We start from the raw sequence: 23955 nt of genomic DNA, 5'->3' as shown, positions 1-23955 counted from the left end.
TTTACTTGACGTTTCAATATTGATGGTTTTTTTCAATAATACTCATTCCTACAGACCTACCCGAAGGCGTAAATACTTTCAGGTAAATCTTCCCCTCCACAGGCATAGGGGCAGAATACAATGGTGAATGCATTTCCGGCTCTGTACCGTTTCGGGTGTACCTTATAAGTAATCCAGGGGTCTCCACATTGGCATGTAAGAGACCATCCTTAATGATAGCACCCGGCTTTGGAAGACGGGTTTGAAAACCACCAAACAAAAAATCCAATCTTGGGATTTCCCTTTGTCCTACTGCATTGGCAAATTTATTCCAATCTTCCTCCCTTGCTGCTGACCGCTTCTCGGCATCATTAATCCCTGTCCAATCAGGGTCAGTTGCCCAGGCCCGCTCCACCAGACCCAGCATTTTAGGAAGTAAATAATACTCCATCATGTCCTGTCCTTTGACCGTTTCTGTCCACAACTGTCCCTGAATGCCCTTGACATTGGATTTTCCCCTTTCCGTGAGCCTCATTTTTCCTTGGGCCAATGCCTCAGGGTCAATAGGTCTACCGTACATGTCTGCATCATTGGAAATAAAATTATTGAGCGGCACCATCCTCCACGCGGTCTTCAAGTCCACATAGCCCGACCACTGATGACCAGGTTCGTCGGGATCCAAGTTGTAGGCCAAGTCAAAATAGATATTGGAAGAATTACAAATAATCACTTCATAGCCTGCATTGGCCAGCTGATAGGCCATGTCCTCACCACCCCAGCCTGCGACCGCATTCCAGGCATAAACCCGAAATCCTGCTTCCGCAAATTCAGGATTAGGCCGTACGATCTGCTTTCCTGACTCCTCCCTTTCCATCTGTCCGATTTCTTCCCAACCTGCAGTTTGGAGTCCCTTCTCTATAAATAACTTACTGATTCTTTTGTAGAAGTAATTGGAAAGGTCATGCACAGAAGTTATTTCAGGGGAAGCCTCAATAAAGGATTTGCATACAGGTGAACCGGCCCACACGCCCTTCGGCACTTCATCTCCACCGGTATGAAAGGTGCGGATTGGTACACCAGCAGAATGGTACATGGCCAAAATTTCGTCTACCACTTTTTCATAAAAGCGAAAGGCTGATTCCTGACAGATACAAATGGTATTCCCTCTGAAATTTTGAGCAGAAAGGTAAGTGGATGTATCTTCAAAATCCTCCAATAGGTATTCCAAAGCGCCAGCTTCATCTCCCACATTCATCTTTTCACGGTATCTTTTGCGCATTGCAAGAATAGCAGCCCGGGAATGGGCAGGAACACCGATTTCGGGAATGACCTCAATATGTCTTTCCTGTGCATATTCCAAAATTTCTTTAAAATCAGAAACCGTATAATAACCTGTTCCATTGGAAGAGTTTTCCCAATCCGGCCCAGACCCATAATAAGGCCATAAGAAATCTGATTCATTTTTAGAATGGCCTCTCTTACTTCCAACTTCCGTCAATTCAGGCAATCCGGGAATTTCAATCCGCCAGCCCTCATCGTTGGCCAAATTGATATGAAAGACATTGAGTTTATAAAAAGCCATTAAATCCAGCAATTTCAAAACTGCTTCTTTGCGCTGAAAATTTCGGGCTACATCCAAAAACAAGCCTCTGTGGGCAAACCTTGGAGCATCCTGAATATCAATTTTTGGGAAGTGAAGCTTCTCTTGTTCTCTTGAAAAGAAATCCCATGGTAGTAACGAGATAAGACTTTGAAAAGCATAAAATGCCCCAACCTCAGTAGAAGCTTCAATCTGTACATGATCACCCACTGACAACAGATAAGCTTCATCCCCCAAAGGGGGATCTGCTTTTTTTAAAGAAATGATGGCATTTTCACTTTCCACAATGCGGATATTACCTTGGTAATTCCCTTGCAACAATCTGATAAATTGATCCGCTGACTTGCCAAAAGGCCCTGGGTTCAAACTGATATCCCCATCTAATTCCAGAACGCCATCACCCCATTTGTATGCTTTGGGTGTAGGAATGATAGGACTGAATTGGTGAGCTTTCAAAAGGCTTAATCCAGCGTTTTGCTGAAATAAATATCCGGCACTGGGTATAGGTATCTCTGTTCCTTCCACAGACCGCAGCTGTTGATCTATAGAAAAAGGCTTTTGAGAATGATCAAGCGGAATACCAACTTCGTCACCATCAAATACCACATATAGTCCATGAGGCGCATGTGAATTTTTGGTCAAAAAATCTCCCGATGCATAAATGATTTCATGACTTTCACCAGGTTGAAGGGTGGGGAAATTTTCCGAAGGAACCAACTGAAAGAAATCACCTGAAAGATGTTTAATGATCACTTCACCGGATAGGATTTCTGGGCTTAAAGAAAGAAAAATGGTGTTGAAAAATATGCTCCATTCTGGCAGCAAAGGGGTCTGCCCTGTATTACTGATTACCCATTTCGCCACATGTCTAGGTTTGGGCTGAACTTCATTTTCCAAAAGCTCCCAATGCATATGAAGGAAGTGTGACCCAACCTCCTCTTTTGAAGGTGTACAACCCAATACAAAAACGATTGAAAGCAACAGTAGAAAAGGATAGGCAGTTTTCATAGGGTGAGCATTTGATGTGAAGGGCTTATTTTGACAAAAGCCAAAATATTATTTCATCAATTCATATAGCTATTATACATTATTTTATTAGCGAAATCAACTCTAATATTCTATATTTTCGCAAAACTTATCAACCCAAGCAAAAATTCTTAATAACCTATGAGTCCAGCACAGAATTTAGGTGTTCCTTTTAAAGAACGTTATTTGGCATTAGATGTATTGAGAGGATTGACCATTGCCCTGATGGTCGTGGTCAATACACCTGGAAGTTGGTCACACATGTATGCCCCTTTTATGCATGCCGATTGGCATGGATTTACCATTACCGATTTGATTTTCCCAACTTTCCTTTTTGTGGTGGGTAATGCCATGAGCTTCAGCATGAAAAAGCTGGAAAGTATGGGGCAGCAGGTTTTTCTCAAAAAAGTTTTCAAAAGAACCCTCTTGATTTTTTTGATAGGTTGGCTTCTTAACGCTTTTCCTTTTGTCAACTACAACCCGGAATCGGGCTACAGCATGATCAATTGGTCGGAAGTCAGGTTATTAGGTGTTTTACAGCGCATCGCGCTTTGCTACATGCTGGCAGCTTTGATACTTTATTACCTTGGTAAAAGAGGGGCGTTGATTTACAGTGCTGCAACACTTTTAGGCTACTGGCTGGTCATGTATTTATTTGGAAACGCTGACGATCCTTATTCCCTCACAGGCAATGCAGCCCTGAAACTGGACCTATGGCTCATTGGAGCAAAAAACCTGTACATGGGAGAAGGTATTCCTTTTGACCCAGAAGGCATACTCAGCACCTTCCCCTCTGTGGTGAATGTCATCGCAGGTTTCCTGGTTGGGAAATTCATTCAGGATTCAGGAAACAACACCGGAACCGTCAAGAAAATGGTAATTTGGGGTATTATCCTTTTGGTAGCTTGTCTGATTTGGGACATGGCCTTCCCGATCAACAAAAAAATCTGGACAAGCCCTTATGTTTTGCTTACCATAAGCTTAGACCTGTTTTTGATAGGATTCCTTATGTTGGTCATTGAGGTTTGGCAAAAAAGAAATTGGACCTATCCCTTTGAAGTATTTGGCAGAAACCCATTGATCCTTTACGTACTATCAGGCGTACTGATTTCCTTATTTTATGCGATAAGGGTCGGAGGTCAAAGTATTAAAGGACTGATTTATGAAAGCCTGTTCACTTCCTGGTTAGGTCCAAAAGATGCTTCTTTGCTTTTTTCCATTGTCTATATGCTGCTGATTTGGCTGGTCGGCTTGTGGATGGACAGGAAGAAAATCTACATCAAGGTTTAAAACCTTTAAAAATCAAAGAAGGCCCTTCTTCTGGAAACTTTCAAATCCTGTAAAATGGATGATTTCACCCGGATATCCACATTGTAGGAAGTAAAGCGCCCAAAAGGAATCCAGTTGACGTTCATCTGCCAGCAATGCAAATCCCTGGCAATACCGATCATGGTCTGTGTAATCTGAGCTGTAATCAGGTCATAGCCACCGTTAAAATTGACCTTCCATTTATCGGAGATTTTTACATCTCCATTAATGTTCAATGCTGAGGTGATGTTGGTCTGTCCGGACTGGGCCCGATTGTAGGCGATGTTAAAACCAAAACCCAAATTCCATGGAATACTCCAATCAATGTACTGAGATGGATCATTGACAATTCTATTGATTTCCTCTTCCACAAATTCGTTCATCATCCCCCCTTGTTGAAGGAAATCATTGGTGATATCTTCCCTAACCTCTCCCGGTGTGCGGGTATTTTGGCTTGGATTAAGGGTACCATTGATATTCATCTGCAATGACCTGAGGGTACCGATACCTTGCCCGTTACGCCAGGCAAAATCATTGACCCTTCGCTCTAAGGTTTGGCCTTGGGTATTGGTAAAGGTACGTCTGGCATAGGGATCAATATTTCCGGAAAGGTTGACAGATAATTGATCATCAAAAAATGAAGTACGGGTATTCAAGTTGATTGGAGCCATATTAAATGAGTCCGCCGCAAAGTTGTAACTGGTGGAAATATTAAGCGACTGAAGCAATGGAATTTTCTTGGTTGTTACTTCATCTCCTTCGGTATCAGTTTTAATTTTTGCTTCTACCACATTCCTCAAATTGAAACTCATGGCCCTTGACTCACCCAACGGAGCCCCGCCAAAAATAAATCCTTGGTGACGCGAAAACAGCTGTTGTCTACCTGACTCATCCACCTGTACCAGCTGATAATATCCAAAAGCAGGATTGGAAAAATCAGGCGTATAATTGAAACCAATAGAAGGTTGCATATGGTGTCGGATGGTTTCTATTTTTTTACTTCCCTTGAAATTATAAAAACCATAGACGTTGGTATTCATGTTAAAGGAACTATTGAAAAAACTCACCCTGTTGAAGCCATTTTCCAGGATTCTGTCCACACGGTTTTCCACAGGGTTATAAAAGAAATTGATCCGCTCCAGGTACCATAGCTCTGTTAGATTCATGGAAGCCGTACCGGTAAAATATTTGAACAAGGTAAAATTGGAAGTGATGGGAATGGTGTTTCTTGCACCGTTATCCGCATCAGCCAAGAGTTGGGGTAAATTGGCCAGGTTGAATGGCAAAACGTTGGGTTGCGCAATATCAAACTCACCAATATTTTGTCTCAAGGCTTCATTCTGCACACCAAAGGTAGGGGTAATCCTGTTGTTGATGGAGTTTTGCAGGTTAAAGTTCCAAGCTACGTTCAAAGTTTTTAAAGGTTCAAACCGAACGTTCTGAAAAGGGTTCTGCCTGTTCATGTTGATTGCGATATCAGGCAGAATCAGGTTGACCTCATCAGTCTGTACATTTTGAGAATGCCTTAAATTGGCAGACATACTGAAAGGGGTACCCTGAAAAGTTTTACTGTAAGCAATATTGGATGAAAATTCAGAGTTGACGTTGGTCAAGAAATTAGTCGGGTTGATGACCACATTGTTATAGTTGGTCGTACCGGCATTTACGGATGCAGAGAATCTGGAATTACCCCTGGACTCGGGTTGGTGAGACCACCTCACCCAGATGGTATTGTAGTCCAATGGGTTGAGCTCGGTCTCCGGACTTTGAAACCTTTGGTAATCAAGGTCAAAAGAACCATTGAAACGGTAGCGCTTTTTGTATATGGTCGCTGCCTTGGCCCCATAACCGCCCAAGGAATAGATATCGCCGGTCACCCGGGTATGTACATAATCGTTGAAAGCGAAATAATACCCGAAATTCCTCAGGAAAAAGCCCCTCACCCTTTCCTGTCCATAGGATGGAAATACAATTCCGGAGGCTTTCTCGTCAGGTGTATCCGGAATAATCCCAAAGGGGAGTCCTGCCGGCGTAGGTATGTCATTGAAATAAAGGTTAAAAGGCCCTGTAACCACCTGTTTACCCCTGATGGATTTGATTTTCCCGGCTGATATATGCCAGTGGGGAGTCTCTAGGTTACAGGTAGTATAATAGCCCTTGTCCAGGTAAATACTGCCGTCCCGGTCTTTTTTGATGGTAGTACCCCTGAGCAATCCATCCTGCTGTTCGGTAACCACATCTTTGATGATGGCCTTTTGGGATTTGAAATTGTAACGCATCTCCTTACGGATTTCATACGTGGTATTGCCTTCCTTAAAAATCGGATTGCCCTGGACATTTCCCAAACTATCGGTAATACCGGATGCAAAAAGTTCACTGTTTTCCCAATCGATTATGATAAGGTCCGCATCCAACCGGATTTGACCGTATTCAAACCAGGCATCATTGTATAGGTAAACCTTATTTTGGGTAAAATCCGTAATAATACTGTCTTCGGCGTAATAATTGATAGTGGTTTGAATATCACTCTCAGGTACCACTTTGGTGGTATCTGTTTTGGGTAACGTGTCTTGAATAATGAGCAGGGAATCCAAATTAGGGAAAACCAAGGTGTCTGGATTCAAGATACTATCAGGTGCAGCAATTCTTCTTTCTGGCTCCAATACCCTACCTCGATCCTGAGAAAAGGCATTTTGGGGTAAAAAAGCCCAGAGCGTCAGAAGAAGGAAGTAAAATCCTGAACAAGTATTACGCACTTATTTATCTCTATTTGTTTAAAAATTTATAAATTTCACCCGGGCAAATTTAATAGGATTCAAACGCATGCGAAGTTTTAACGGTAAAAATATTCTTGTAATTTCATTATTGACTGTTTTTTTCCTGCTAAGCGGGTTTTCAAGTACTGGATCCAAAGCACCCGAGTATAAATTAAGGCGTATTGTTATCGATGCCGGACACGGTGGCAAAGACCCCGGAGCACTGGGCACTTTTTCCAAAGAAAAGGACATTGCTTTAGCTGTGGCCCTGCAGGTTGGTAAATATGTTCAGGAATACCTACCGGAAGTTGAAGTGATTTACACCCGGAAATCTGATGTCTTCCTAGAGCTAAAAGAAAGGTCAAATATTGCCAACCGCAACAAGGCTGACCTTTTCATTTCGATACATTGTAATGCTGCAGGTAACAAAGGCGTCTATGGTACTGAAACTTTTGTTATGGGTACCAAAAACTTTGAAGCCAATTTTGAAATTGTAAAAAGGGAAAATGCGGTAATCACACTGGAGGACAATTACGAAGAAAACTATGAGGGTTTTGATCCTACCTCTCCTGAATCCTACATGATGTTTAACCTTACCCACAAGGCTTTCCTGTCCAACAGTATTTCTCTGGCTTCCAAAATTGAAAATGATTTTTCAACTAGGGTTAACCGATCCAGCAGGGGCGTCAAGCAAGCGCCTTTTTACGTACTTTGGACGACGAGCATGCCTTCTGTGCTGATCGAGCTGGGTTTCCTTTCCAATATAAACGAAGAACGCTATTTGAATTCCAAAGATGGACAGGTATATCTCGCTTCAGCGATTTACCGCTCTATCAAAGCATATAAAGAGGAGCTGGAGGATTTGTAAGCAAATTATTTTGTACCAAGTATTAATTACCAGGTATTGCGAGATGCTAGAGATTAGACACTAGACTGGACTGGCCTTTTATCGTTAAAGAAGAAGTTCAAAGTTCAGCGTACCTTATACGATTCCTAAAACACTGAACTCTTAACTTTTAACAATTAACATTTTCCACTTACACTCATTCTCCACTCTTCATTCCCCATACCCCCTAATAATCCGCTGAATATACTTCCCTATGATATCAAACTCCAGGTTCACTTCATCTCCAACTTCCAATGTATGAAAATTGGTATATTCATAAGTATAAGGAATAATGGCCACTGTAAATCTCCCATTTTTTGAATTGAAACAGGTAAGACTCGTTCCATTGATGGTTATGGAACCTTTCTCCACAGTAATATTCCCCGCCCCAGGATCAAAAGAAAAATCAAAAAGCCATGAGCCATCTTCCTCCTGAATCCGTTCTACTTTCCCGATCTGATCCACATGCCCCTGCACAATATGCCCGTCAAAGCGTCCATTCGCAGGCATGCAGCGCTCCAGATTTACCTTTTTGCCAACAGCCCAAGATTTCAGGTTGGTTTTTTTCAAAGTCTCATCAATAGCCGTCACCCGGTAAACATCCCCATCCACTGCCACCACGGTGAGGCAAACACCGTTGTGGGCAACTGACTGGTCAATTTTCAACTCATGCGTAATGGGAGATTGGATATCAAAATGTACATTACTGCCCTGATTTTCTATTTTGACAATACTGCCTAAAGTTTCTATGATCCCTGTAAACATTTTTCAATTTATTTTGCGATAATTCAGACGATAAACGTCTGGGCAATTCTTTGGTTCAAATTTAAGCCAATTAATCCCTTAACTTAGCATCTGCATTAAAATTCTTCAAAGGCATGTTGAAACTGGAAGACAGCTACCGCCATAAAGGTCAAAGACGGGAACTGGTCAAATTATTAAAATCTAAAGGCATTAAAAACAAAGCAGTATTGGAAGCCATCAATACACTCCCCAGACACTTTTTTTTCGACACAGCCCTGGATTCACATGCCTACGAAGACAAAGCTTTCCCCATAGGGGAAGGACAGACCATTTCCCAACCCTATACCGTGGCTTTTCAAACCGAGTTGCTGGATATAAAGCCAGGTGACAAAGTCTTGGAAATTGGGACTGGCTCAGGTTATCAGGGTGCCATCCTGCACCTTTTGGGTGCTGAAGTACACAGCATAGAATACCAGAAAAAACTTTACGACAAAACCAAAAAATTCCTGGGCAAACTGGGCATTCCCCTCCACTTTTACCATGGCGATGGATCACAAGGTCTGCCCGAAATGGCACCTTTTGATAAAATATTGGTCACTGCAGGGGCACCGGTAGTCCCTAAATCACTGCTCAAACAACTGAAAATCGGCGGCATACTGGTTATTCCTGTGGGGGACAGAAATACCCAAAAAATGCTCCGACTGACCAAGAAAACAGCCACTAAAATTGAACAGGAGGCTTTTGATAACTTCGCCTTTGTCCCCCTGCTGGGTGCTGAAGGCTGGAGATGACAAAATTTTATACTGATTCAACCATTAAAAATATTTACTCTTAGATTAAAATTCTGTATTTTTGTGTAAAATTAGCTTTTATGACGAGAAAAAAAACTGCCCAGCAATCAGTAGTGGTAATGACCGAAATGGTCTTACCTAACGATACCAACACCCTTCATAACCTGATGGGGGGAAAGCTCATGCACTGGATGGATATTGTAGCTGCCATCGCGGCACAAAAGCACTCCAACAGAATTGTAGTAACTGCATCTGCAGACAGCATTTCCTTCAAGCATCCAATTGGACTGGGCAATGTCGTCACCCTCAAGGCACAGGTAACCCGTGCTTTTAATTCTTCCATGGAAGTTTTCATCGAAGTGTGGGCTGAGGACATTCCTGCGAATAAAAAAATACAAACGCACAGGGCTTTCTTTACTTTTGTAGCAGTGGATCAAAATGGCCGTCCCATAGAAGTTCCAGAAGTCCTTCCCGAAACACCGGAAGAAGTGGAATTGTATGAAGGTGCCTTAAGAAGGAGACAATTACGTTTGGTCCTTGCCAAAAGAATGGATCCTAAAGATGCTGTGGAATTGAAATCCATTTTTAACTTGGAGGAAAAAAACGATAAAAAATAAACCATAACCATGCACTTAAAAACCGAAGACCTTATCCGATTGGAAATAGATTTTGACTCTGGAGTGATTCCACCTCCGTATAGTCACATGTTTAAATTGAAAATAGGCTTCGGAAAAAACTTTTTGGACACCACGCTGGATTTGATCTATACAGACAGGGAAGAACTTACCGAAGAGGAAATCTTTGACGAAGGATTCACCACGGATGATAACTTCCATTTTCACGGGGAAATCCCCAAGGTTTGGGAAACCCCATTAAAGTCGCTTTATGCCAAATCCAAATGGTCCAATAATAAGAGCAATGAAGATGGAGGCATACGTATTTTGGCCAAAGACAGCCATGGTAAAATCAGCCGTACTGTCCCCCTCAATCAACAGGAATGGCAACTTTTTGCCCAGGATTATATTCAGGCCATCTATGAAAGCAGTAAGAAAGAAAGGCCATTACAGCTCCAATACCTGATCCGTGAAAATGATAAGGAAATAGCCATTCAGCTACAGGTGAAATTTCTGCTCAGAAACGTGGAAGTCAGCGTCAATGGAGAAATCAAGGAAGGAGACTGGGATAACACCAAGGAACTTCTCTCTTACGTTTTCCTGCCCGACTACGACTATGGAAAAGCACAGGAACAGCAGCCCAAAAAATCCGGTCATTTTATAGAATGTGGAGATGGCTTCTGGCATGAAATGGGAAAAGGAGTCATCAACATAGACGACTCCTTTGATGCGGTAACCAAAATCAAAAATGGTTTTCAGAAATTGATCTGATCAAGGGGTGGCTTTTACGTAAAAATCCCTCACAAATGCCAAAAGCTGATTTTCAGTAAGTTTGTCAGAAGTTTCTACAGAGAGCCACTTCCCACTGAAGGCCTTATTATCCCGTAACCTATTCCTCATTTTTTCCTTCATCGTGCCAGGTCCAAATAAGAGTATATCATCGTAGGGCTGAAGTTTTTGCTCCATCAGGCGCAGGTACTCATTGATTTCATTTTGGGAAATATTGTGCCTTTTGTATTCATTGTTAGAAGCATGCTCGGGATTTTGAGAAAACCGGGTCATATCTTTTACTTCACCATCTACCCTTTTGATACTCTCATAAGGGGAATCTATGGTCTCAATCCATTCAGCTTTTCCTTTGTGGAAACCAATAAGATGGGCTTTGCCATGGTCTATCCATACGCCCACTTGCTTAAAAGCGACATTACTCATAGTTATAGGGGTTTATTCATTTGTTAAGGCTATATTTTTTTCTCTAAATACGCCATCAATGACTTTAAGGTAGCAGTTTTTCCGTAATCTTCCTCGGGAATATCCACCTTTAATTTTTCACTGATGGCCACAATGAACTGTAGTGCGTCGAATGAATCAATATTGAGGGCCTCTCGTATATTTTCGTCCGGCATCAGCGTACTGGGGTCATGCTCCGGCGCTATACGCTTGAGTAACTGAAATATGGTTTTTTGGATTTCTTCTTTGTTCATAATGATGCTGGGTTTTGTAAATACTTATTCAATGCTGCCATAAACTTACCACCAACAAGCCCATCCGTAGCCCGGTGGTCTGCCGCTAAGGTCACATCTACTATTGGTTTGATGCCGATCATCCCTTCATGTACCACGGCTTCCTCCCTGATTTCGCCAAATCCTACAATACCAACCTGCGGAGGATAAATGACTCCAAAGACCTTATCCCCTCCCCCTTCACCTATGCTGGTAATGGTAAAGGTGGATTGGCTCAATTCAGAACTTCTCAATTTAAATGCCCTTGCCCGCGGGATAATATCATTCAAACAGGCCATAATGGCATCGATGGAAAGTGTATCTGCATTTAAGATCGCGGGTACCATAATGCCTCCTGTCCGAAGTGAAACCACAAAGCCTATATTGATTTCATTTTTCCGCTGCAGTCCATTTTCCCATACGGCATTCAGGTCTGGAACATCATCCAGGGCTTTGGCCACGGCCTTGATGAAAAGTGCGACAGGCAATAAACGCTGCTGTACAGTTCTTTCTTTATTGGCTTCCTTCAGCCATGCCATAGCCTTGGACATATCCATGCGTTTTTCCAGGTAATAATGCGGAATGTCTTGGTTGGAACGGCTCATGGCTGCTGCCACAGCCCTACGGATGGCTTCTGATTCAGGAATGGCTGATTGCTGTAAAGGTTCCTGCTGATGTACCTCGGCTGGTTTATCCACCACTTCTTTTTCAGGGGCCATCTTCATCTCCACCAAACATTTTTCTATATCCGCCTTGACAATGGCGCCCTCAGGCCCCGTACCTATTACCTGGCTAATATCCACTTGCTGCATTTCAGCTATTTTTCTGGCCAAAGGAGAAATCTTGATCCTTTTTCCTTTTTCTTCCGCTACCGGAGGGGAAGTAATTTTTTTCTCCTGAGTGGGCGGCTCCGTGGGTACCGCCTCCTGTTTGGCTTTAGGGGCAGCCTCAGGCATTTCTAGCTCCCCCGCATCACCCGTCGGCCTGATCAATGCCAACACAGTGCCTACAGGAACCTTATGCCCTTCTTCTACCAATTGCTTTTCCAACACACCATCTCCGAAAAATTCAATTTCGATCAACCCTTTTTGGGTATCTACATCTGCGATGATGTCACCCCTCTTCAGAAGATCCCCCGGTTGCTTCCTCCATTCTACTAGCGTGCCGTCTTCCATATCCGCACCCAAACTCGGCATTTTAAATGAAATCATGGCCTCAAGATTTTTCTTACCCTATCTACTATATCCTGCACTTGCGGTACCGATGCGTCTTCCAAATGCTTGGGGTATGGAATGGGTACCTCCACGCCACACAAACGCTCCACTGGTAAATCCAGCTCAAAAAAAGCCTTCTCCATTATCCTGGCACTTACCTCTGATGAAATGCTAACAGACCGCCAGGCATCTTCTACCAACAGGGCACGGTGCGTTTTGGCCACTGAAGCCAAGAAGGTTTCTTCGTCCAAGGGCCTCAAAACCCTAAGGTCAACCACCTCTACGTCTATTCCTTCTCTCTCCAAAATTTCTGCAGCCTCCAATGATTTATACACCCCCGTACCATAGGTAATCAGACTGAGGTCTTTTCCTTCCCGTCTTATTTTGGCCTTTCTGATGTCAACCGCCCCCGCATTTTCCGGAATATCCCCTTCTAAATTCAGCATCGAAGTGTATTCGAAAATAATGACCGGGTCAGGGCTTTCCAAAGCGCTGAGCAACATGCCCCGAGCATCCTCATGCGTACCAACGGCCAGCACATTGATTCCCGGAACATGCGCATAAAACGGCTCCCACGAGTGGGAATGCTGAGCAGCTAACTGCCGGCCTATACCACAACCCATGCGGATCACCACCGGTACATTGAGCTGACCTCCTGACATGTGCAGTAAGGTGGCGGCATTGTTAAAAATCTGATCCATGGCCAACAAACTGAAGTTGACCGTCATGATCTCCACAATCGGCCTCATGCCTGCCAATGCTGCCCCGATTCCTGCTCCGGTAAACCCTGACTCAGAAAGCGGCACATCCATGATCCGTTCAGGACCAAACTCCTTGAGCAAGCCTTTGCTCACCGCAAAGGCACCCCCATAATGCCCAACATCTTCCCCCATCAGGAATACCCGCTCATCTTTTTGCAAAGCCTCCCTTATGGCTGTTTTCAAGGCCTCTCTATAGGTTAATGTGATGGTCTTGCTCATGATCCTTGGGTTTCAGTGTACACATACCGACACAAATCTTCTACAGGCTCCCAGCTGCCCTTTTCAGCAAAATCCACCGCTTCCTGTACCTGTTTTTCTACTGCCACTTCCATAGCTGCTATTTCCTTATCCGTGATCAATTGCTCCTCCAGCAAAAACTTTTTAAACTGAAGGATAGGATCCTGCTTTTTCCACTCCTCCACTTCGGACTTGTCCCTGTAGAGTTCTGCATCAAACATGGAATGGGCCCTGAAGCGATAGGTATAGCAAACCAAAAAATAAGGTTTACCTGTTTTCCGGATGTAATCCACCGCTTTTTGGGTTGCTGCCATCACTTCCAGTAGATCCATGCCATTGACGGTTGCTGTCTCAATCCCATAGGTAGGCCCCTTCTTTTCCAACTGCTGCTCTGAATGGGTATATTTCAGGGCAGTACCCATAGCGTAAAGGTTGTTTTCGCACAAAAACAAGACCGGTACATCCCAAAGGGCGGCAAGGTTCATGGACTCATGAAATTCTCCCTCTGCAGCAGCTCCTTCTCCGAAAAAACAACAGGTTACATTCTTTTTGCCCTGTTTCTTAGAGGCCAAGGCCATACCCACTGCCAATGGTAAATGCCCTCCAACGATGGCATTCCCTCCATAAAAATGGATATTTTTATCAAACAGGTGCATAGAGCCTCCCCTACCCATAGCGCAGCCCTCAACTTTACCGTACATTTCTGCCATGATAGCCCCTGGATCCATGCCTCTGGCCAAAGCATGCCCATGTTCCCGATACGTACTCAGGATATAATCATCCTCATCTAATGCCTGAATCACACCCACCGCTACAGCCTCCTCTCCCACATACAAGTGCAGGAATCCGCGAATCTTGGTCTCAGTATATACTTCTGCCGATTTTTCCTCAAACCTCCGGATCAATTGCATCTGATGCAACAAACGCTTTCCTTCCGCCTTGCTGATCCGTTTTGATGTTTTAGTCTTTTTCATGCTTTCTCAGTTTTTTTCTAAGGTGGACAAGTCTCCTTCTGGCAACCCCAATTCTCTGGCTTTAAGCAACCTCCGTAAAATTTTACCACTTTTGGTTTTAGGAAGGCTCTCCACAAATTGGATTTCCTTGGGCGCTACAGCAGGTCCCATTACTTTTCTTGCATAACCGATCAACTCAAGTTCTAGGTCTTCGTTGGCAGCATGCCCTTCTTTAAGCACCACAAAAGCCTTGACCAATTCCCCGATGGAAGGTTCTGGCTTTCCAATGACCGCGGCCTCTGCCACTGCAGGATGCCGCATCAGATTACTTTCCACCTCAAAGGGCCCTACCATGTGTCCTGAGGTTTTGATGATGTCATCGGCCCTACCGACAAACCAGAAATAGCCCTCTGCATCTTTTTTGGCCAAATCCCCACTGAGGTACCAATCTCCCATAAAGCATTTCTGATAGCGTTCTTCTTCATGCAGATAGCCCCTGAAAATGGAAGGAAAATCCTTTTTTAATACCAAATGCCCTTGGGCTTCCGGATTGGTCAACAAGACCAGCTCCTCTCCCTCCACATCAGCAATACCCACTTCCACCCCGGGCAAGGGTTTACCCATAGAGCCTGGTTTGACTTTGAGGGAAGGAAAATTGGCAATCATAATGCCTCCTGTTTCAGTTTGCCACCAATTGTCCAAAATGGGGACACCATAGGCTGATTCGCCCCAAACCACAGCCTCGGCATGCAATGGCTCCCCTACACTTAACACCAACCTTAAAGCTGATAAATCAAATTTTTCCTTAGGCACCAGATTCATCCGCATCAATCGCCGGATTGCTGTAGGGGCTGTGTACCAGATGTTAACCTTTTCTTTTTCCAAAATGCCATACCAGCGCATGGCGTCAAACTCCTCTTCATCCACGATACTGGTGACTCCGTTGACTAAGGGCGAAATAATTCCATAAGAAGTGCCCGTCACCCAACCTGGATCAGCCGTGCACCAAAACACATCTCCCGGTTGAAAATCAAGGACATATTTACCGGTAATGTAGTGGGTAAATACTGCCTTATGCACATGAATAGCACCTTTGGGCATCCCTGTAGTCCCGCTGGTAAAATGCAACAAAGCAGGATCCTCTTCTTGGGTAGGCGGAATGGTGAATTCATCAGATACCTTTTTCATCAACTTGGAAAAAGAGAGTGCCTTGTCATCCAAATCTTCCGCCACATCAATGAGCAAAATGTATTTCAATGTTGGAAGCCTGTCCAATAGGTCCCTTACTTTCTTGATATAAAACTGGGTATTGGTCACCAAAACTGCCCCTTCCCCTTTACTCAGTCGCTGAAAAATAGGTTCCGGGCCAAAAACAGAAAACAATGGACAATACACTGCCTTGAATTTCAAACTGCCCAAGGCTGTGACATAGAGTTCAGGAACCCTGCCCAAAAGAGAAAAAACCTTTTCCCCTTCTGCAATGCCCAACCTGCGCAGCACATTGGCAAATTGAGCGGTACGTTTTTTAAGATCACCATAAGTAAGGTCCTCATAACTATGGTCTTTTCGGACCAATCTGATTGCCAGCACATCCTTCAAAGGTCCTAACGCATGTCTGTCCACGGCCTCATAGGCAATATTCAATCCTTTTCCATCAGGAAGACCACTGAGCGTGGCCGTTTCCTTACTCCAGTCAAACTCCTCATAGGTTTTGGCATAATCTTTTAAATTGGCTTCTTTCATGGTTATTTTGGGTTTTGATCAATCTTCTCTGCCTTGCTGATATTCTCTATACCCCGCAAAAGGGCATCCGGATTGAAAGAAATGCTATCAATGCCTTCCTCCACCAGAAACTGTGCAAATTCCGGGTAATCACTGGGGGCTTGTCCACAAAGCCCAATCTTCCTATTGGCTTTTTTGGCTTTTCTGATCACTTGGGCCAGCATGCTTTTGACAGCTCCATTGTTCTCATCAAAAAGATCCGAAACGATTTCAGAATCCCTATCTATACCCAAAGTCAATTGGGTAAGGTCATTGGAACCAATAGAAAAGCCATCGAATATTTCTGCATATTCATCGGCTAGGATCACATTGCTTGGGAGTTCTGCCATCACATAAACCTCCAAACCATTCTTCCCCCTTTCCAGTCCAAAGGATTTCATGGTCTCCAATACTTTCCTGCCTTCCTCAACCGTCCTGCAGAAAGGGATCATCAATTTCACATTGTCCAATCCGAAATCGTCGCGGATAATTTTCATGGCCTCGCATTCCAATCCAAAGCCCTCCCTGTAAAGCTCATGGTAATACCGGGAAGCCCCCCTAAATCCCAACATGGGGTTTTCTTCCTGAGGTTCAAAACCCTTACCGCCTATGAGTTGGGCATACTCATTGGTCTTGAAGTCACTCATCCTGACGATAACATCCTTGGGATAAAAAGCTGCTGCCACCATGGCAATATGCTCTGAAAGCTTTTCGGTAAAATACTGCCTTTTATCAGGATAATTTTGGGTGATGGCCGTTATGGCCTTTTTGTCGTTATTTTCCGGCAACCCATCATACTTGACCAAGGCCATGGGATGGATCCTTATGGTATTGCTGATGATAAACTCCATTCTCAAAAGCCCCACCCCTTCATTGGGATAAAAGGAGAGCCTAAAAGCCCTGAAGGGATCTGCTAGAATAAACATAGGCTTAGTCCTGGTAGGTGCCAATGCCTGAAAATCCAGTTCCTTTACCTCCCAATCCAGCTTGCCCTCATAAACAATCCCCTCGTCTCCCTCCGCACAGGAAACAGTGATGATTTGACCATCCTGCAATTTATCTGTGGCATTGCCCGTACCTACAATCGCATGTATCCCCAGTTCCCGGGCCACAATGGACGCATGGCTGGTACGCCCTCCTTTATTGGTGACGATACTGACTGCTTTTTTCAACATGGCATTCCAATCTGGGTTGGTAATATCCGCCACAATGATGTCTCCATGTTGTACCTTACCGGCATCAGCCAGGGATTTTACGATACATACCCTACCCGAGGTAATGGCATTGCCTACTGCTTTGCCTTTGACCAGCACTTTTCCATTTCCCTTGATACTATATTCTTTGACCTTTATTCCGTCTTTTTCACCATGAACGGTCTCTGGTCTGGCCTGCACAATGAAAAGTTCACCACTTAGGCCATCTTTGGCCCATTCTACATCCATGGGCATGCCATAATGCTTCTCGATTTTATAGCACCAATCCGCCAAAAGCTCTACCTCCTCAGGTTCCAGAGAATAACTCTGCCGCTCCAAAGCACTGGTCTTGATATTTTTTACTGGCCTTTCCCCTCCTATGGCATAGACCATCTTATGCTCTTTGGCTCCCATTTTTTTGAAAATCAAGGATTTTTTCCCTTTTTCTATTGCAGGTTTAAAGGCATAAAATTCATCTGGATTCACAGCTCCCTGCACCACATTTTCTCCCAAACCCCAAGCTGAGGTGATGTAAATGGCATTCTCAAAACCGGTTTCCGGGTCAATGGTAAAAGCAACCCCGGCACTGCCAAGGTCAGCCCTGACCATCTTCTGTACGCCAACAGATAGGGCTACCTCCATGTGATCGAAACCATTATCCACCCGGTACTTAATGGCCCTGTCATTGAAAAGGGAAATGTAACACTGATGTATGGCTGCCAGCAATTCCTTTTCTCCTTCAATATTCAAAAAGCTGTCATGTTGTCCCGCAAAGCTTGCCGTAGGCAAATCTTCAGCAGTAGCAGAGCTTCTGACTGCCACAGCAATCACTTGGCCCTGTCCTAAGGTTCTGTATCCCTCCAAAAAATCTCGTTGCATGGCTTCATTAAAAACACCACCAGACATTAGGGCCCTGCACTGACTCCCCACTTCAGACAAATTGCCCATATCATCTGTCTGAAGTTGGGCCAAACAGTCCCCCAAAGCATCCTTCAGTCGATTTTCCTCCAAAAACATCCGAAAAGCCTCCGCAGTAGTGGCAAAGCCATCAGGGATGCGGACGCCCAAAGCACCAAGTTCGGAGATCATTTCCCCTAATGAAGCATTCTTACCGCCTACCTTGGCAATATCCTTATTTCTGATTTGTCGAAATGGAATGATAAATGTTGACATGGTCGTAATCGTAGCTATTGGTTTGATCTTCAAGTTAAGAGACATCCCCTAAAAAAATTATGACATATGTCACCTCAACAACTGACCTTTGAATTTTCGGAAATCAAAACCCCTAGAAAAGGCATTGAAGCACTTGATTTTTTCAACCACTTATCCTGTTTAATTCAACTCCTACCGGAGTTGGGAGGACCGTGTTCTTAAAACAGCTTCAACCACCGGGTTATACCCGGGGTAAATAACTTTCAGTATTGGACGCTTTCTGCGTCCTGATTTCCATATAGAACAAAACACCCAAATTTACCAAGCTCCCACATTTTTCATTCATCACTCTTCATTCTACATTATCCTTCCAAGGTCCCACTTTTTTCAAAATCCGACTTTCGAAATCCGACTTTTTTCCCGCGCTGCAACCTGACCTCTCCCTAAAAATATCTTGGAATTCAGGTTAAAATCCCCAGACTTCCTGCATATCTCAATATTCTGACTTATTTTTGAAAAAAATCAAAGGTGGAAATCAAAGCAGCAATCGATTTTATCAAGGAAAATGGCAGGGTTCGTATCAAAGAAGGGCATGGTTCCATCATTGAATTGATCAGCCTGGACCATTGGTCTCCCGAAAAGGATCAATATGAAGGCATTTTTCTTTTCTTTGACCTCTTCCAGATAAGAACTGTGGCCCATCAATTTTCGGAAGTCTCATTGGATATCATTGAATTTGCGACCAAGCCGACCATCTACCATACACCAGTAAACAAAATTTTACAAAAGGGCCCCATAGAGCATGGAAATGTCCGGTTTGCTGTACTGAAAAAAGATTTTTGGAATAAATTGCTTTTTGCTTATTCCCAGCCTTTGATCCTACAATACAGAAAAACACAGGAATTTGACTTTGAGACCAAGGAATTTTTCCCATTGCTGAGCGCCGGTACCAAAGAAATGTTTTTGAGTCCTGAAGGGGATATCAAAATCCATAAATCATGAATTTCAAAGCACATCTAGAAAGTTTAGACATATTTACACGGGTCGGAAAGATTGCAGACGAATTGGGTCTGGAAGCATATGTGGTAGGTGGCTACGTGCGTGACCTGATCCTGAACCGTCCATGCAAGGACATAGATTTTGTTTGTGTCGGTTCGGGCATTAACCTGGCACAAAAAGTGGCCGACAGCTATCAAGAACACGTACCCCTTTCGGTATTCAAAAATTTTGGAACAGCCAATATCCGTCTAGAGGATTGGGAAGTGGAGTTTGTGGGCGCCAGACGTGAATCTTACCGACATGATTCCAGAAAGCCGATTGTGGAAGACGGTACGCTGCAAGAGGACCTGGAGCGCAGGGATTTCACCATCAATGCTATGGCAGTATCTGTCAATGCCCATAATTTCGGGGAATTGATCGACCCCTTTAATGGGATAAGTGATATCAAAAGCAAAACCATCAAGACGCCCACTGACCCGATCATTACCTTTTCTGATGACCCCTTACGGATGATGAGGGCCATCCGTTTTGCCGCACAGCTGCATTTCGATATTGAGCCGGATACATTTATGGCCATAGTACATGATGCACACCGTTTGCAGATTGTGTCAGCTGAAAGGATTATGGACGAACTGACAAAAATCATCATGACCCCAAAACCGTCCTATGGTTTTAAGTTACTCTTTGTCAGTAAACTTCTCCACCAGTTCTTCCCGGAAATGGTGGAACTACAGGGTGTCGATTCCGTAGGCGACAAATCCCATAAAGACAATTTCTACCATACCTTACAGGTGTTGGACAACATCACCCCAAATACAGACAACCTTTGGCTACGCTGGGCGGCAATACTGCATGACATAGGCAAACCAGCTACCAAGCGTTTTCATCCAAAAGCAGGATGGACATTTCATGGCCATGAGGACAAAGGAGCCAGGATGGTGCCAGGTATCTTTCGCAGGATGAAACTTCCTATGGATGAACGCATGAAATATGTACAGAAGCTTGTGCGCTTACACCTCAGGCCTATTGCGCTGGTTTCGGATAAAGTGACGGATTCAGCCGTACGTAGGCTATTGTTCGATGCCGGGGATGATGTGAATGACCTGATGACCTTATGTAGGGCAGACATCACCTCCAAAAACAATAACAAGGTGCAGCGTTTCCTGGCCAATTTCGACAAAGTAGAAGCCAAACTCATAGAGGTAGAGGAAAAAGACCAGGTGAGAAATTTCCAACCCCCGGTTTCCGGAGAGGAAATAATGGAAATCTTTAACCTCCAACCTTCCAAAGTGGTAGGAGAATTGAAAGAAGAAATCAAGGAAGCTATCTTGAATGGACAAATTCAAAACAATAAAGCGGAAGCTTTGGACTTATTGTATAAATTAGCCGAACGAAAAGGATTAAAAAAGTTATTATAATTACCCTATGAATAAGATCAACATATTATTGGCCCTGTTGCTATGTTTGGGCACTGTGGCTTATGCTCAGGAGCAAAACACCAACCCTCAGGAAACTGAGACCCTAAGAAAAAGAAACGAAGGAGACCAGCGGGTGTATCAGTTGGCCATGCGCTACAATGACCTGCCTGTTGCCAGGATGAAACTCCTGGAATTGATAGAGCGTAATCCCAACAACAACCGTTATCCGGAATTGCTTGCCACGCTTTATTTTGATGCGGGACAGTTTACATCAGCAGCCGTAGCAGCCCTTGACCTACTGGAAAAAAATGACCAAAGTGCTACTGCGCTGGAAATCGCAGCCTACTCATTGGAGCAGTTAGGTGCCATGGACAGGGCCCTTCCCCACTTTGAAAGACATTACCTGATAACCGGCAATCTATTCTCGCTGTACAAAAGTGCTTACATGCAGTTCAGCCTGAATAAGGAGGAAGAAGCCCTCAATTCTGTAAATATGATCATCAGGGACAGAAAATCTACCGATGAGCTAATCGGCTTCCCAACGAACAACAATGATACGCAAGAGGTAAGTTTGAAAGCAGCTGCCCTCAACCTGAAAGGCATGATTTACATGGGGCAGAAAAATAAAGAGGAGGCGATTGAAGCTTTCAATGAATCCCTATCCCTTTCCCCTGATTTTCTTTTGGCCCAAGAAAACCTGAAAGAAGCACGAAGCATGTAAATCCCTATTCATGGAAGAACAGAGCATCCATCATTTAAGCCTTTTCTTGGACAGCCCAATTTACCTTTTACCCGAGGAAAAAGGTCTTTATTTGGAGTTGGGTGAAAAAAACCAAGCCATAGAAGACATTCCGACTGAAGAAGTGCTGAGTCCTGCTATAATTGAAGAAGAAATGCAGGAATTGGCTTACGAGGGTAATTTTGAAAAAGGTGTCCTTATAGCTTATGACAGTCCGGATCTTTCGGCGGAACTGAAGGAATTGCTCTTCAAGATTTTGGATGCGGTAGGTTGCTCCCTGAAAGATATCGCCCTTTGCCATGAAGGCTTGATCAATGCAGCCTCTATGGATCAGGTGGATGCGCTAAATCCCTCAAAAGTGATTGTATTTGGAAGGATCAGTCATCCTTTGATGCACCACAAAAAAGAAAACTACCAAAGGGAGATGGTGGAAGGAACAGAATATTTATTTGCTGACAGCCTGGATCAGATTTACACCAGTAAGGAATTAAAAAAGGCGCTTTGGGGCGCCCTCAAAACCCTTTTTAACGTTACGAATTAATAATATGAGCAATACCGAAAAAATGGCCAAATGGCTCAAACGTTTTAGATGGATCAGTATTTTAGAGGGTTCTTCCTTTTTGATCCTGCTATTTATAGCCATGCCCTTGAAATATGTAATGGATATGCCTATTGCTGTTACTTATGTAGGTTGGGCCCATGGTATACTCTTCGTGATCTATATCTATGTCGTATTCCCTACAGCGAGAAGATGTACTTGGGATTTCAGTAAAACACTCTTTGCCCTGATTGCTTCCATCCTCCCTTTCGGTCCATTTATATTTGACAGGTACCTGACACCGGAAGAAAAGGAACTGGCATCCTCCTAAAAAGCTAGCCATGGCGTTGATCAGCAAGAAGAAAAAGATTTATTCCATCAGTCCCAATCTGAGGACTTATCTTCGCAAATATGGCAGGGAAGTAGATTTCCCCATTCATTATTCCGACTTGCTGCGCTACAATTCTTCCATTCCGCTCTATGATTACAAAGGGAATGACACGCTGTGGGAAACGGTGTTTTATTCCGAATCAGACCGGGAAGAAATACATTACAATGTCAAAAAAATCTACTCTTTGCTCAAGGCCGAGGGAGACATGTCCGTGATGCAGCACCTTTATGTAGACCGGGTTGACCTTTGCGTATACGGCAATACCCAGCCTTTTAGAGTGAGGATTGTCAATAGGATCAATGATAACTTTGACTATTTTTATGTAAAAAATGCCGATGCTTCCAGGGTCTATGGTCTGGAACTCGAACACCTCCTTTCTCCCAATCGGATCAATTACCTGGTGCATCAAAACACCCTCATTGAGGAACACATCGCAGGAATCCCAGGAGAACAGTTCATGCGGCAATATGTGCACAAAGATGTACTAAACCCCATTAGATTGGCCAAAGAATTTGTCAAATTCAATGAACGCTGTTTTGTCAGACTTTTGGGAGACATGCATTCTTCCAATTTTGTGGTGGACATTACACCCGATTTTGAAGAAATCCATTATCGGATCAGGGCCATTGACTTTGATCAGCAGTCTTATGAAGGCAAAAAGTCCATTTACCTCCCCCAATATTTCAAGCAAAACAATGCCTTGATCCAATTGGGCATCAAGCATATCACCCCTGAATCCATGAAGCAATACCAAAGGGAAGAAAGGGCCCTGATTGCAACGAGGTTAAAAAGCTCTCCCAAAGAAATCGAAGACCTGCTGCAAAGCATGGAGTTGGACATCCTTTCCACACCTGAAAACATAGAAACGCTCAAGCAGGAATTGGCCCACCATTACAAAAACAGAGAATTTTTAGCCTGTGAAAATATGGGACAGTTACTCAGAGTCAGTTTGGACCAGGTCTTGAAGCGATAGTGGTTATTGTACCTTGCTCAATGTATCAAGTATGAAGCGGTAGGTAGATTGGTTTTTAGGAAGTCTTTCAAAATAACAGGTGTCCCAAAAGATCTGGGCAGCTATTGTCAAAAGATTTAACTTGTCATTTCAACCCGACAACCACGGAATTCACTCATCACTCTTCATTCTACATTATCACTCCGACCTTCAAAGCTCCAACCACGACAACTTGACAACCTAGAACACATTGGCCGTCCCTACAGGACGGAGGGGAATGGTTACCGCTTTTTTGCTAACGATAGGTTGTGCCTCTGGCACAATTTATAACCCTGTACAAAATCACTTTCCCAAACTATCAAAGCTCCAGTTAGACAACCCGACAACAATATTGTTCTTCATGAATTCCTAAATACCTTAACTGCTAAATGCTGGCAAGTT

21 protein-coding genes are annotated in these 23955 nt (G+C 43.7%); 11 read left to right on the top strand and 10 right to left on the bottom strand.

Annotated elements, in window-relative coordinates; genetic code table 11:
• Nucleotides 1–13: 13 nt before the first annotated feature.
• On the bottom strand, nt 14–2587 hold the full coding sequence (locus tag B879_RS14670) for a family 20 glycosylhydrolase (protein ID WP_009185984.1): 2574 nt from the start codon (nt 2585–2587) through the stop codon (nt 14–16).
• A 159-nt stretch (nt 2588–2746) separates the two neighbouring features.
• Between B879_RS14670 and B879_RS14665 the strand changes: the two genes are divergently transcribed.
• On the top strand, nt 2747–3895 hold the full coding sequence (locus B879_RS14665) for an acyltransferase family protein (protein WP_009185983.1): 1149 nt from the start codon (nt 2747–2749) through the stop codon (nt 3893–3895).
• A gap of 5 nt (nt 3896–3900) precedes the next feature.
• Here B879_RS14665 and B879_RS14660 read toward each other — a convergent pair whose 3' ends face one another.
• Nucleotides 3901–6669: a putative LPS assembly protein LptD gene (locus B879_RS14660; protein ID WP_009185982.1), complete on the bottom strand. Its 2769-nt coding sequence runs from the start codon at nt 6667–6669 to the stop codon at nt 3901–3903.
• Between the two features lie 67 nt (nt 6670–6736).
• Between B879_RS14660 and B879_RS14655 the strand changes: the two genes are divergently transcribed.
• Nucleotides 6737–7537: an N-acetylmuramoyl-L-alanine amidase family protein gene (locus B879_RS14655; RefSeq protein WP_009185981.1), complete on the top strand. Its 801-nt coding sequence runs from the start codon at nt 6737–6739 to the stop codon at nt 7535–7537.
• A gap of 189 nt (nt 7538–7726) precedes the next feature.
• On the opposite strand, the gene B879_RS14650 is transcribed toward B879_RS14655, so the two are convergent.
• The gene (locus tag B879_RS14650) at nt 7727–8320 is read right to left on the bottom strand and encodes a riboflavin synthase (protein WP_009185980.1); all 594 of its coding nucleotides are present in this window, start codon (nt 8318–8320) and stop codon (nt 7727–7729) included.
• Nucleotides 8321–8433: 113 nt separating this feature from the next.
• Between B879_RS14650 and B879_RS14645 the strand changes: the two genes are divergently transcribed.
• The 3 genes from B879_RS14645 to B879_RS14635 all read left to right on the top strand — a co-directional run bounded on the left by B879_RS14645 (nt 8434) and on the right by B879_RS14635 (nt 10475).
• Nucleotides 8434–9090: a protein-L-isoaspartate(D-aspartate) O-methyltransferase gene (locus B879_RS14645; protein WP_009185979.1), complete on the top strand. Its 657-nt coding sequence runs from the start codon at nt 8434–8436 to the stop codon at nt 9088–9090.
• Nucleotides 9091–9170: 80 nt separating this feature from the next.
• A complete protein-coding gene (locus tag B879_RS14640) occupies nt 9171–9707 on the top strand; it encodes an acyl-CoA thioesterase (RefSeq protein WP_009185978.1) in 537 nt (178 codons plus the stop codon).
• A gap of 9 nt (nt 9708–9716) precedes the next feature.
• Complete coding sequence (locus tag B879_RS14635) at nt 9717–10475, top strand: hypothetical protein (RefSeq protein WP_009185977.1); 759 nt, start codon at nt 9717–9719, stop codon at nt 10473–10475.
• Here the strand turns inward: B879_RS14635 and B879_RS14630 are convergent, their stop codons facing one another.
• From B879_RS14630 to ppsA, 7 genes are read right to left on the bottom strand one after another with little or no spacing between them, the layout of a single operon-like run.
• Nucleotides 10476–10916: a hypothetical protein gene (locus B879_RS14630; RefSeq protein ID WP_009185976.1), complete on the bottom strand. Its 441-nt coding sequence runs from the start codon at nt 10914–10916 to the stop codon at nt 10476–10478. It lies immediately after the preceding gene.
• Nucleotides 10917–10945: 29 nt separating this feature from the next.
• Nucleotides 10946–11188: an acyl carrier protein gene (locus tag B879_RS14625; protein WP_009185975.1), complete on the bottom strand. Its 243-nt coding sequence runs from the start codon at nt 11186–11188 to the stop codon at nt 10946–10948.
• Complete coding sequence (locus tag B879_RS14620; protein WP_009185974.1) at nt 11185–12417, bottom strand: dihydrolipoamide acetyltransferase family protein; 1233 nt, start codon at nt 12415–12417, stop codon at nt 11185–11187. Before B879_RS14620 ends, B879_RS14625 begins: the two co-directional genes overlap by 4 nt.
• A complete protein-coding gene (locus B879_RS14615; protein WP_009185973.1) occupies nt 12414–13400 on the bottom strand; it encodes an alpha-ketoacid dehydrogenase subunit beta in 987 nt (328 codons plus the stop codon). The genes B879_RS14620 and B879_RS14615 overlap by 4 nt, the downstream gene beginning before the upstream one ends.
• Complete coding sequence (gene pdhA / locus B879_RS14610) at nt 13397–14392, bottom strand: pyruvate dehydrogenase (acetyl-transferring) E1 component subunit alpha (RefSeq protein WP_009185972.1); 996 nt, start codon at nt 14390–14392, stop codon at nt 13397–13399. Before pdhA ends, B879_RS14615 begins: the two co-directional genes overlap by 4 nt.
• A gap of 6 nt (nt 14393–14398) precedes the next feature.
• Nucleotides 14399–16114, bottom strand: coding sequence for an acetate--CoA ligase (gene acsA, locus B879_RS14605; RefSeq protein ID WP_009185971.1), 1716 nt, complete (start codon nt 16112–16114; stop codon nt 14399–14401).
• 2 nt (nt 16115–16116) lie between these two features.
• Complete coding sequence (ppsA, locus tag B879_RS14600; protein WP_009185970.1) at nt 16117–18543, bottom strand: phosphoenolpyruvate synthase; 2427 nt, start codon at nt 18541–18543, stop codon at nt 16117–16119.
• Between the two features lie 462 nt (nt 18544–19005).
• Here ppsA and B879_RS14595 point away from each other — a divergent pair, with 462 nt between their 5' ends.
• The 6 genes from B879_RS14595 to B879_RS14570 are packed head-to-tail and all read left to right on the top strand — an operon-like array spanning nt 19006 to nt 23535.
• Entirely contained in the window at nt 19006–19479 is a 474-nt protein-coding gene (locus B879_RS14595) for a hypothetical protein (protein WP_009185968.1), read from the top strand.
• Entirely contained in the window at nt 19476–20894 is a 1419-nt protein-coding gene (locus B879_RS14590; RefSeq protein ID WP_009185967.1) for a CCA tRNA nucleotidyltransferase, read from the top strand. The genes B879_RS14595 and B879_RS14590 overlap by 4 nt, the downstream gene beginning before the upstream one ends.
• A gap of 7 nt (nt 20895–20901) precedes the next feature.
• Nucleotides 20902–21615, top strand: coding sequence for a tetratricopeptide repeat protein (locus B879_RS14585; RefSeq protein ID WP_009185966.1), 714 nt, complete (start codon nt 20902–20904; stop codon nt 21613–21615).
• A gap of 10 nt (nt 21616–21625) precedes the next feature.
• Entirely contained in the window at nt 21626–22174 is a 549-nt protein-coding gene (locus tag B879_RS14580) for a hypothetical protein (protein WP_009185965.1), read from the top strand.
• A gap of 4 nt (nt 22175–22178) precedes the next feature.
• The gene (locus tag B879_RS14575) at nt 22179–22502 is read left to right on the top strand and encodes a DUF3817 domain-containing protein (protein ID WP_009185964.1); all 324 of its coding nucleotides are present in this window, start codon (nt 22179–22181) and stop codon (nt 22500–22502) included.
• Nucleotides 22503–22512: 10 nt separating this feature from the next.
• The gene (locus B879_RS14570; protein WP_009185963.1) at nt 22513–23535 is read left to right on the top strand and encodes a hypothetical protein; all 1023 of its coding nucleotides are present in this window, start codon (nt 22513–22515) and stop codon (nt 23533–23535) included.
• The last annotated feature ends 420 nt before the right edge of the window (nt 23536–23955 follow it).

This window comes from Cecembia lonarensis LW9 (assembly GCF_000298295.1).
Taxonomy (GTDB): Bacteria; Bacteroidota; Bacteroidia; order Cytophagales; family Cyclobacteriaceae; genus Cecembia; species Cecembia lonarensis.
Note: the sequence above shows the minus strand (reverse complement) of the source record. Positions and strands in the feature narration are given on the sequence as shown.

Coding starts and splice junctions, on each gene's coding strand:
- B879_RS14655 (WP_009185981.1), top strand. CDS start 6,737: ATGCGAAGTTTTAACGGTAAAAATATTCTTGTAATTTCATTATTGACT.
- B879_RS14580 (WP_009185965.1), top strand. CDS start 21,626: ATGGAAGAACAGAGCATCCATCATTTAAGCCTTTTCTTGGACAGCCCA.
- B879_RS14590 (WP_009185967.1), top strand. CDS start 19,476: ATGAATTTCAAAGCACATCTAGAAAGTTTAGACATATTTACACGGGTC.
- B879_RS14570 (WP_009185963.1), top strand. CDS start 22,513: ATGGCGTTGATCAGCAAGAAGAAAAAGATTTATTCCATCAGTCCCAAT.
- acsA (WP_009185971.1), bottom strand. CDS start 16,114: ATGAAAGAAGCCAATTTAAAAGATTATGCCAAAACCTATGAGGAGTTT.
- B879_RS14620 (WP_009185974.1), bottom strand. CDS start 12,417: ATGATTTCATTTAAAATGCCGAGTTTGGGTGCGGATATGGAAGACGGC.
- B879_RS14575 (WP_009185964.1), top strand. CDS start 22,179: ATGAGCAATACCGAAAAAATGGCCAAATGGCTCAAACGTTTTAGATGG.
- B879_RS14635 (WP_009185977.1), top strand. CDS start 9,717: ATGCACTTAAAAACCGAAGACCTTATCCGATTGGAAATAGATTTTGAC.
- B879_RS14615 (WP_009185973.1), bottom strand. CDS start 13,400: ATGAGCAAGACCATCACATTAACCTATAGAGAGGCCTTGAAAACAGCC.
- B879_RS14650 (WP_009185980.1), bottom strand. CDS start 8,320: ATGTTTACAGGGATCATAGAAACTTTAGGCAGTATTGTCAAAATAGAA.
- ppsA (WP_009185970.1), bottom strand. CDS start 18,543: ATGTCTCTTAACTTGAAGATCAAACCAATAGCTACGATTACGACCATG.
- B879_RS14640 (WP_009185978.1), top strand. CDS start 9,171: ATGACGAGAAAAAAAACTGCCCAGCAATCAGTAGTGGTAATGACCGAA.
- pdhA (WP_009185972.1), bottom strand. CDS start 14,392: ATGAAAAAGACTAAAACATCAAAACGGATCAGCAAGGCGGAAGGAAAG.
- B879_RS14645 (WP_009185979.1), top strand. CDS start 8,434: ATGTTGAAACTGGAAGACAGCTACCGCCATAAAGGTCAAAGACGGGAA.
- B879_RS14670 (WP_009185984.1), bottom strand. CDS start 2,587: ATGAAAACTGCCTATCCTTTTCTACTGTTGCTTTCAATCGTTTTTGTA.
- B879_RS14665 (WP_009185983.1), top strand. CDS start 2,747: ATGAGTCCAGCACAGAATTTAGGTGTTCCTTTTAAAGAACGTTATTTG.
- B879_RS14585 (WP_009185966.1), top strand. CDS start 20,902: ATGAATAAGATCAACATATTATTGGCCCTGTTGCTATGTTTGGGCACT.
- B879_RS14625 (WP_009185975.1), bottom strand. CDS start 11,188: ATGAACAAAGAAGAAATCCAAAAAACCATATTTCAGTTACTCAAGCGT.
- B879_RS14630 (WP_009185976.1), bottom strand. CDS start 10,916: ATGAGTAATGTCGCTTTTAAGCAAGTGGGCGTATGGATAGACCATGGC.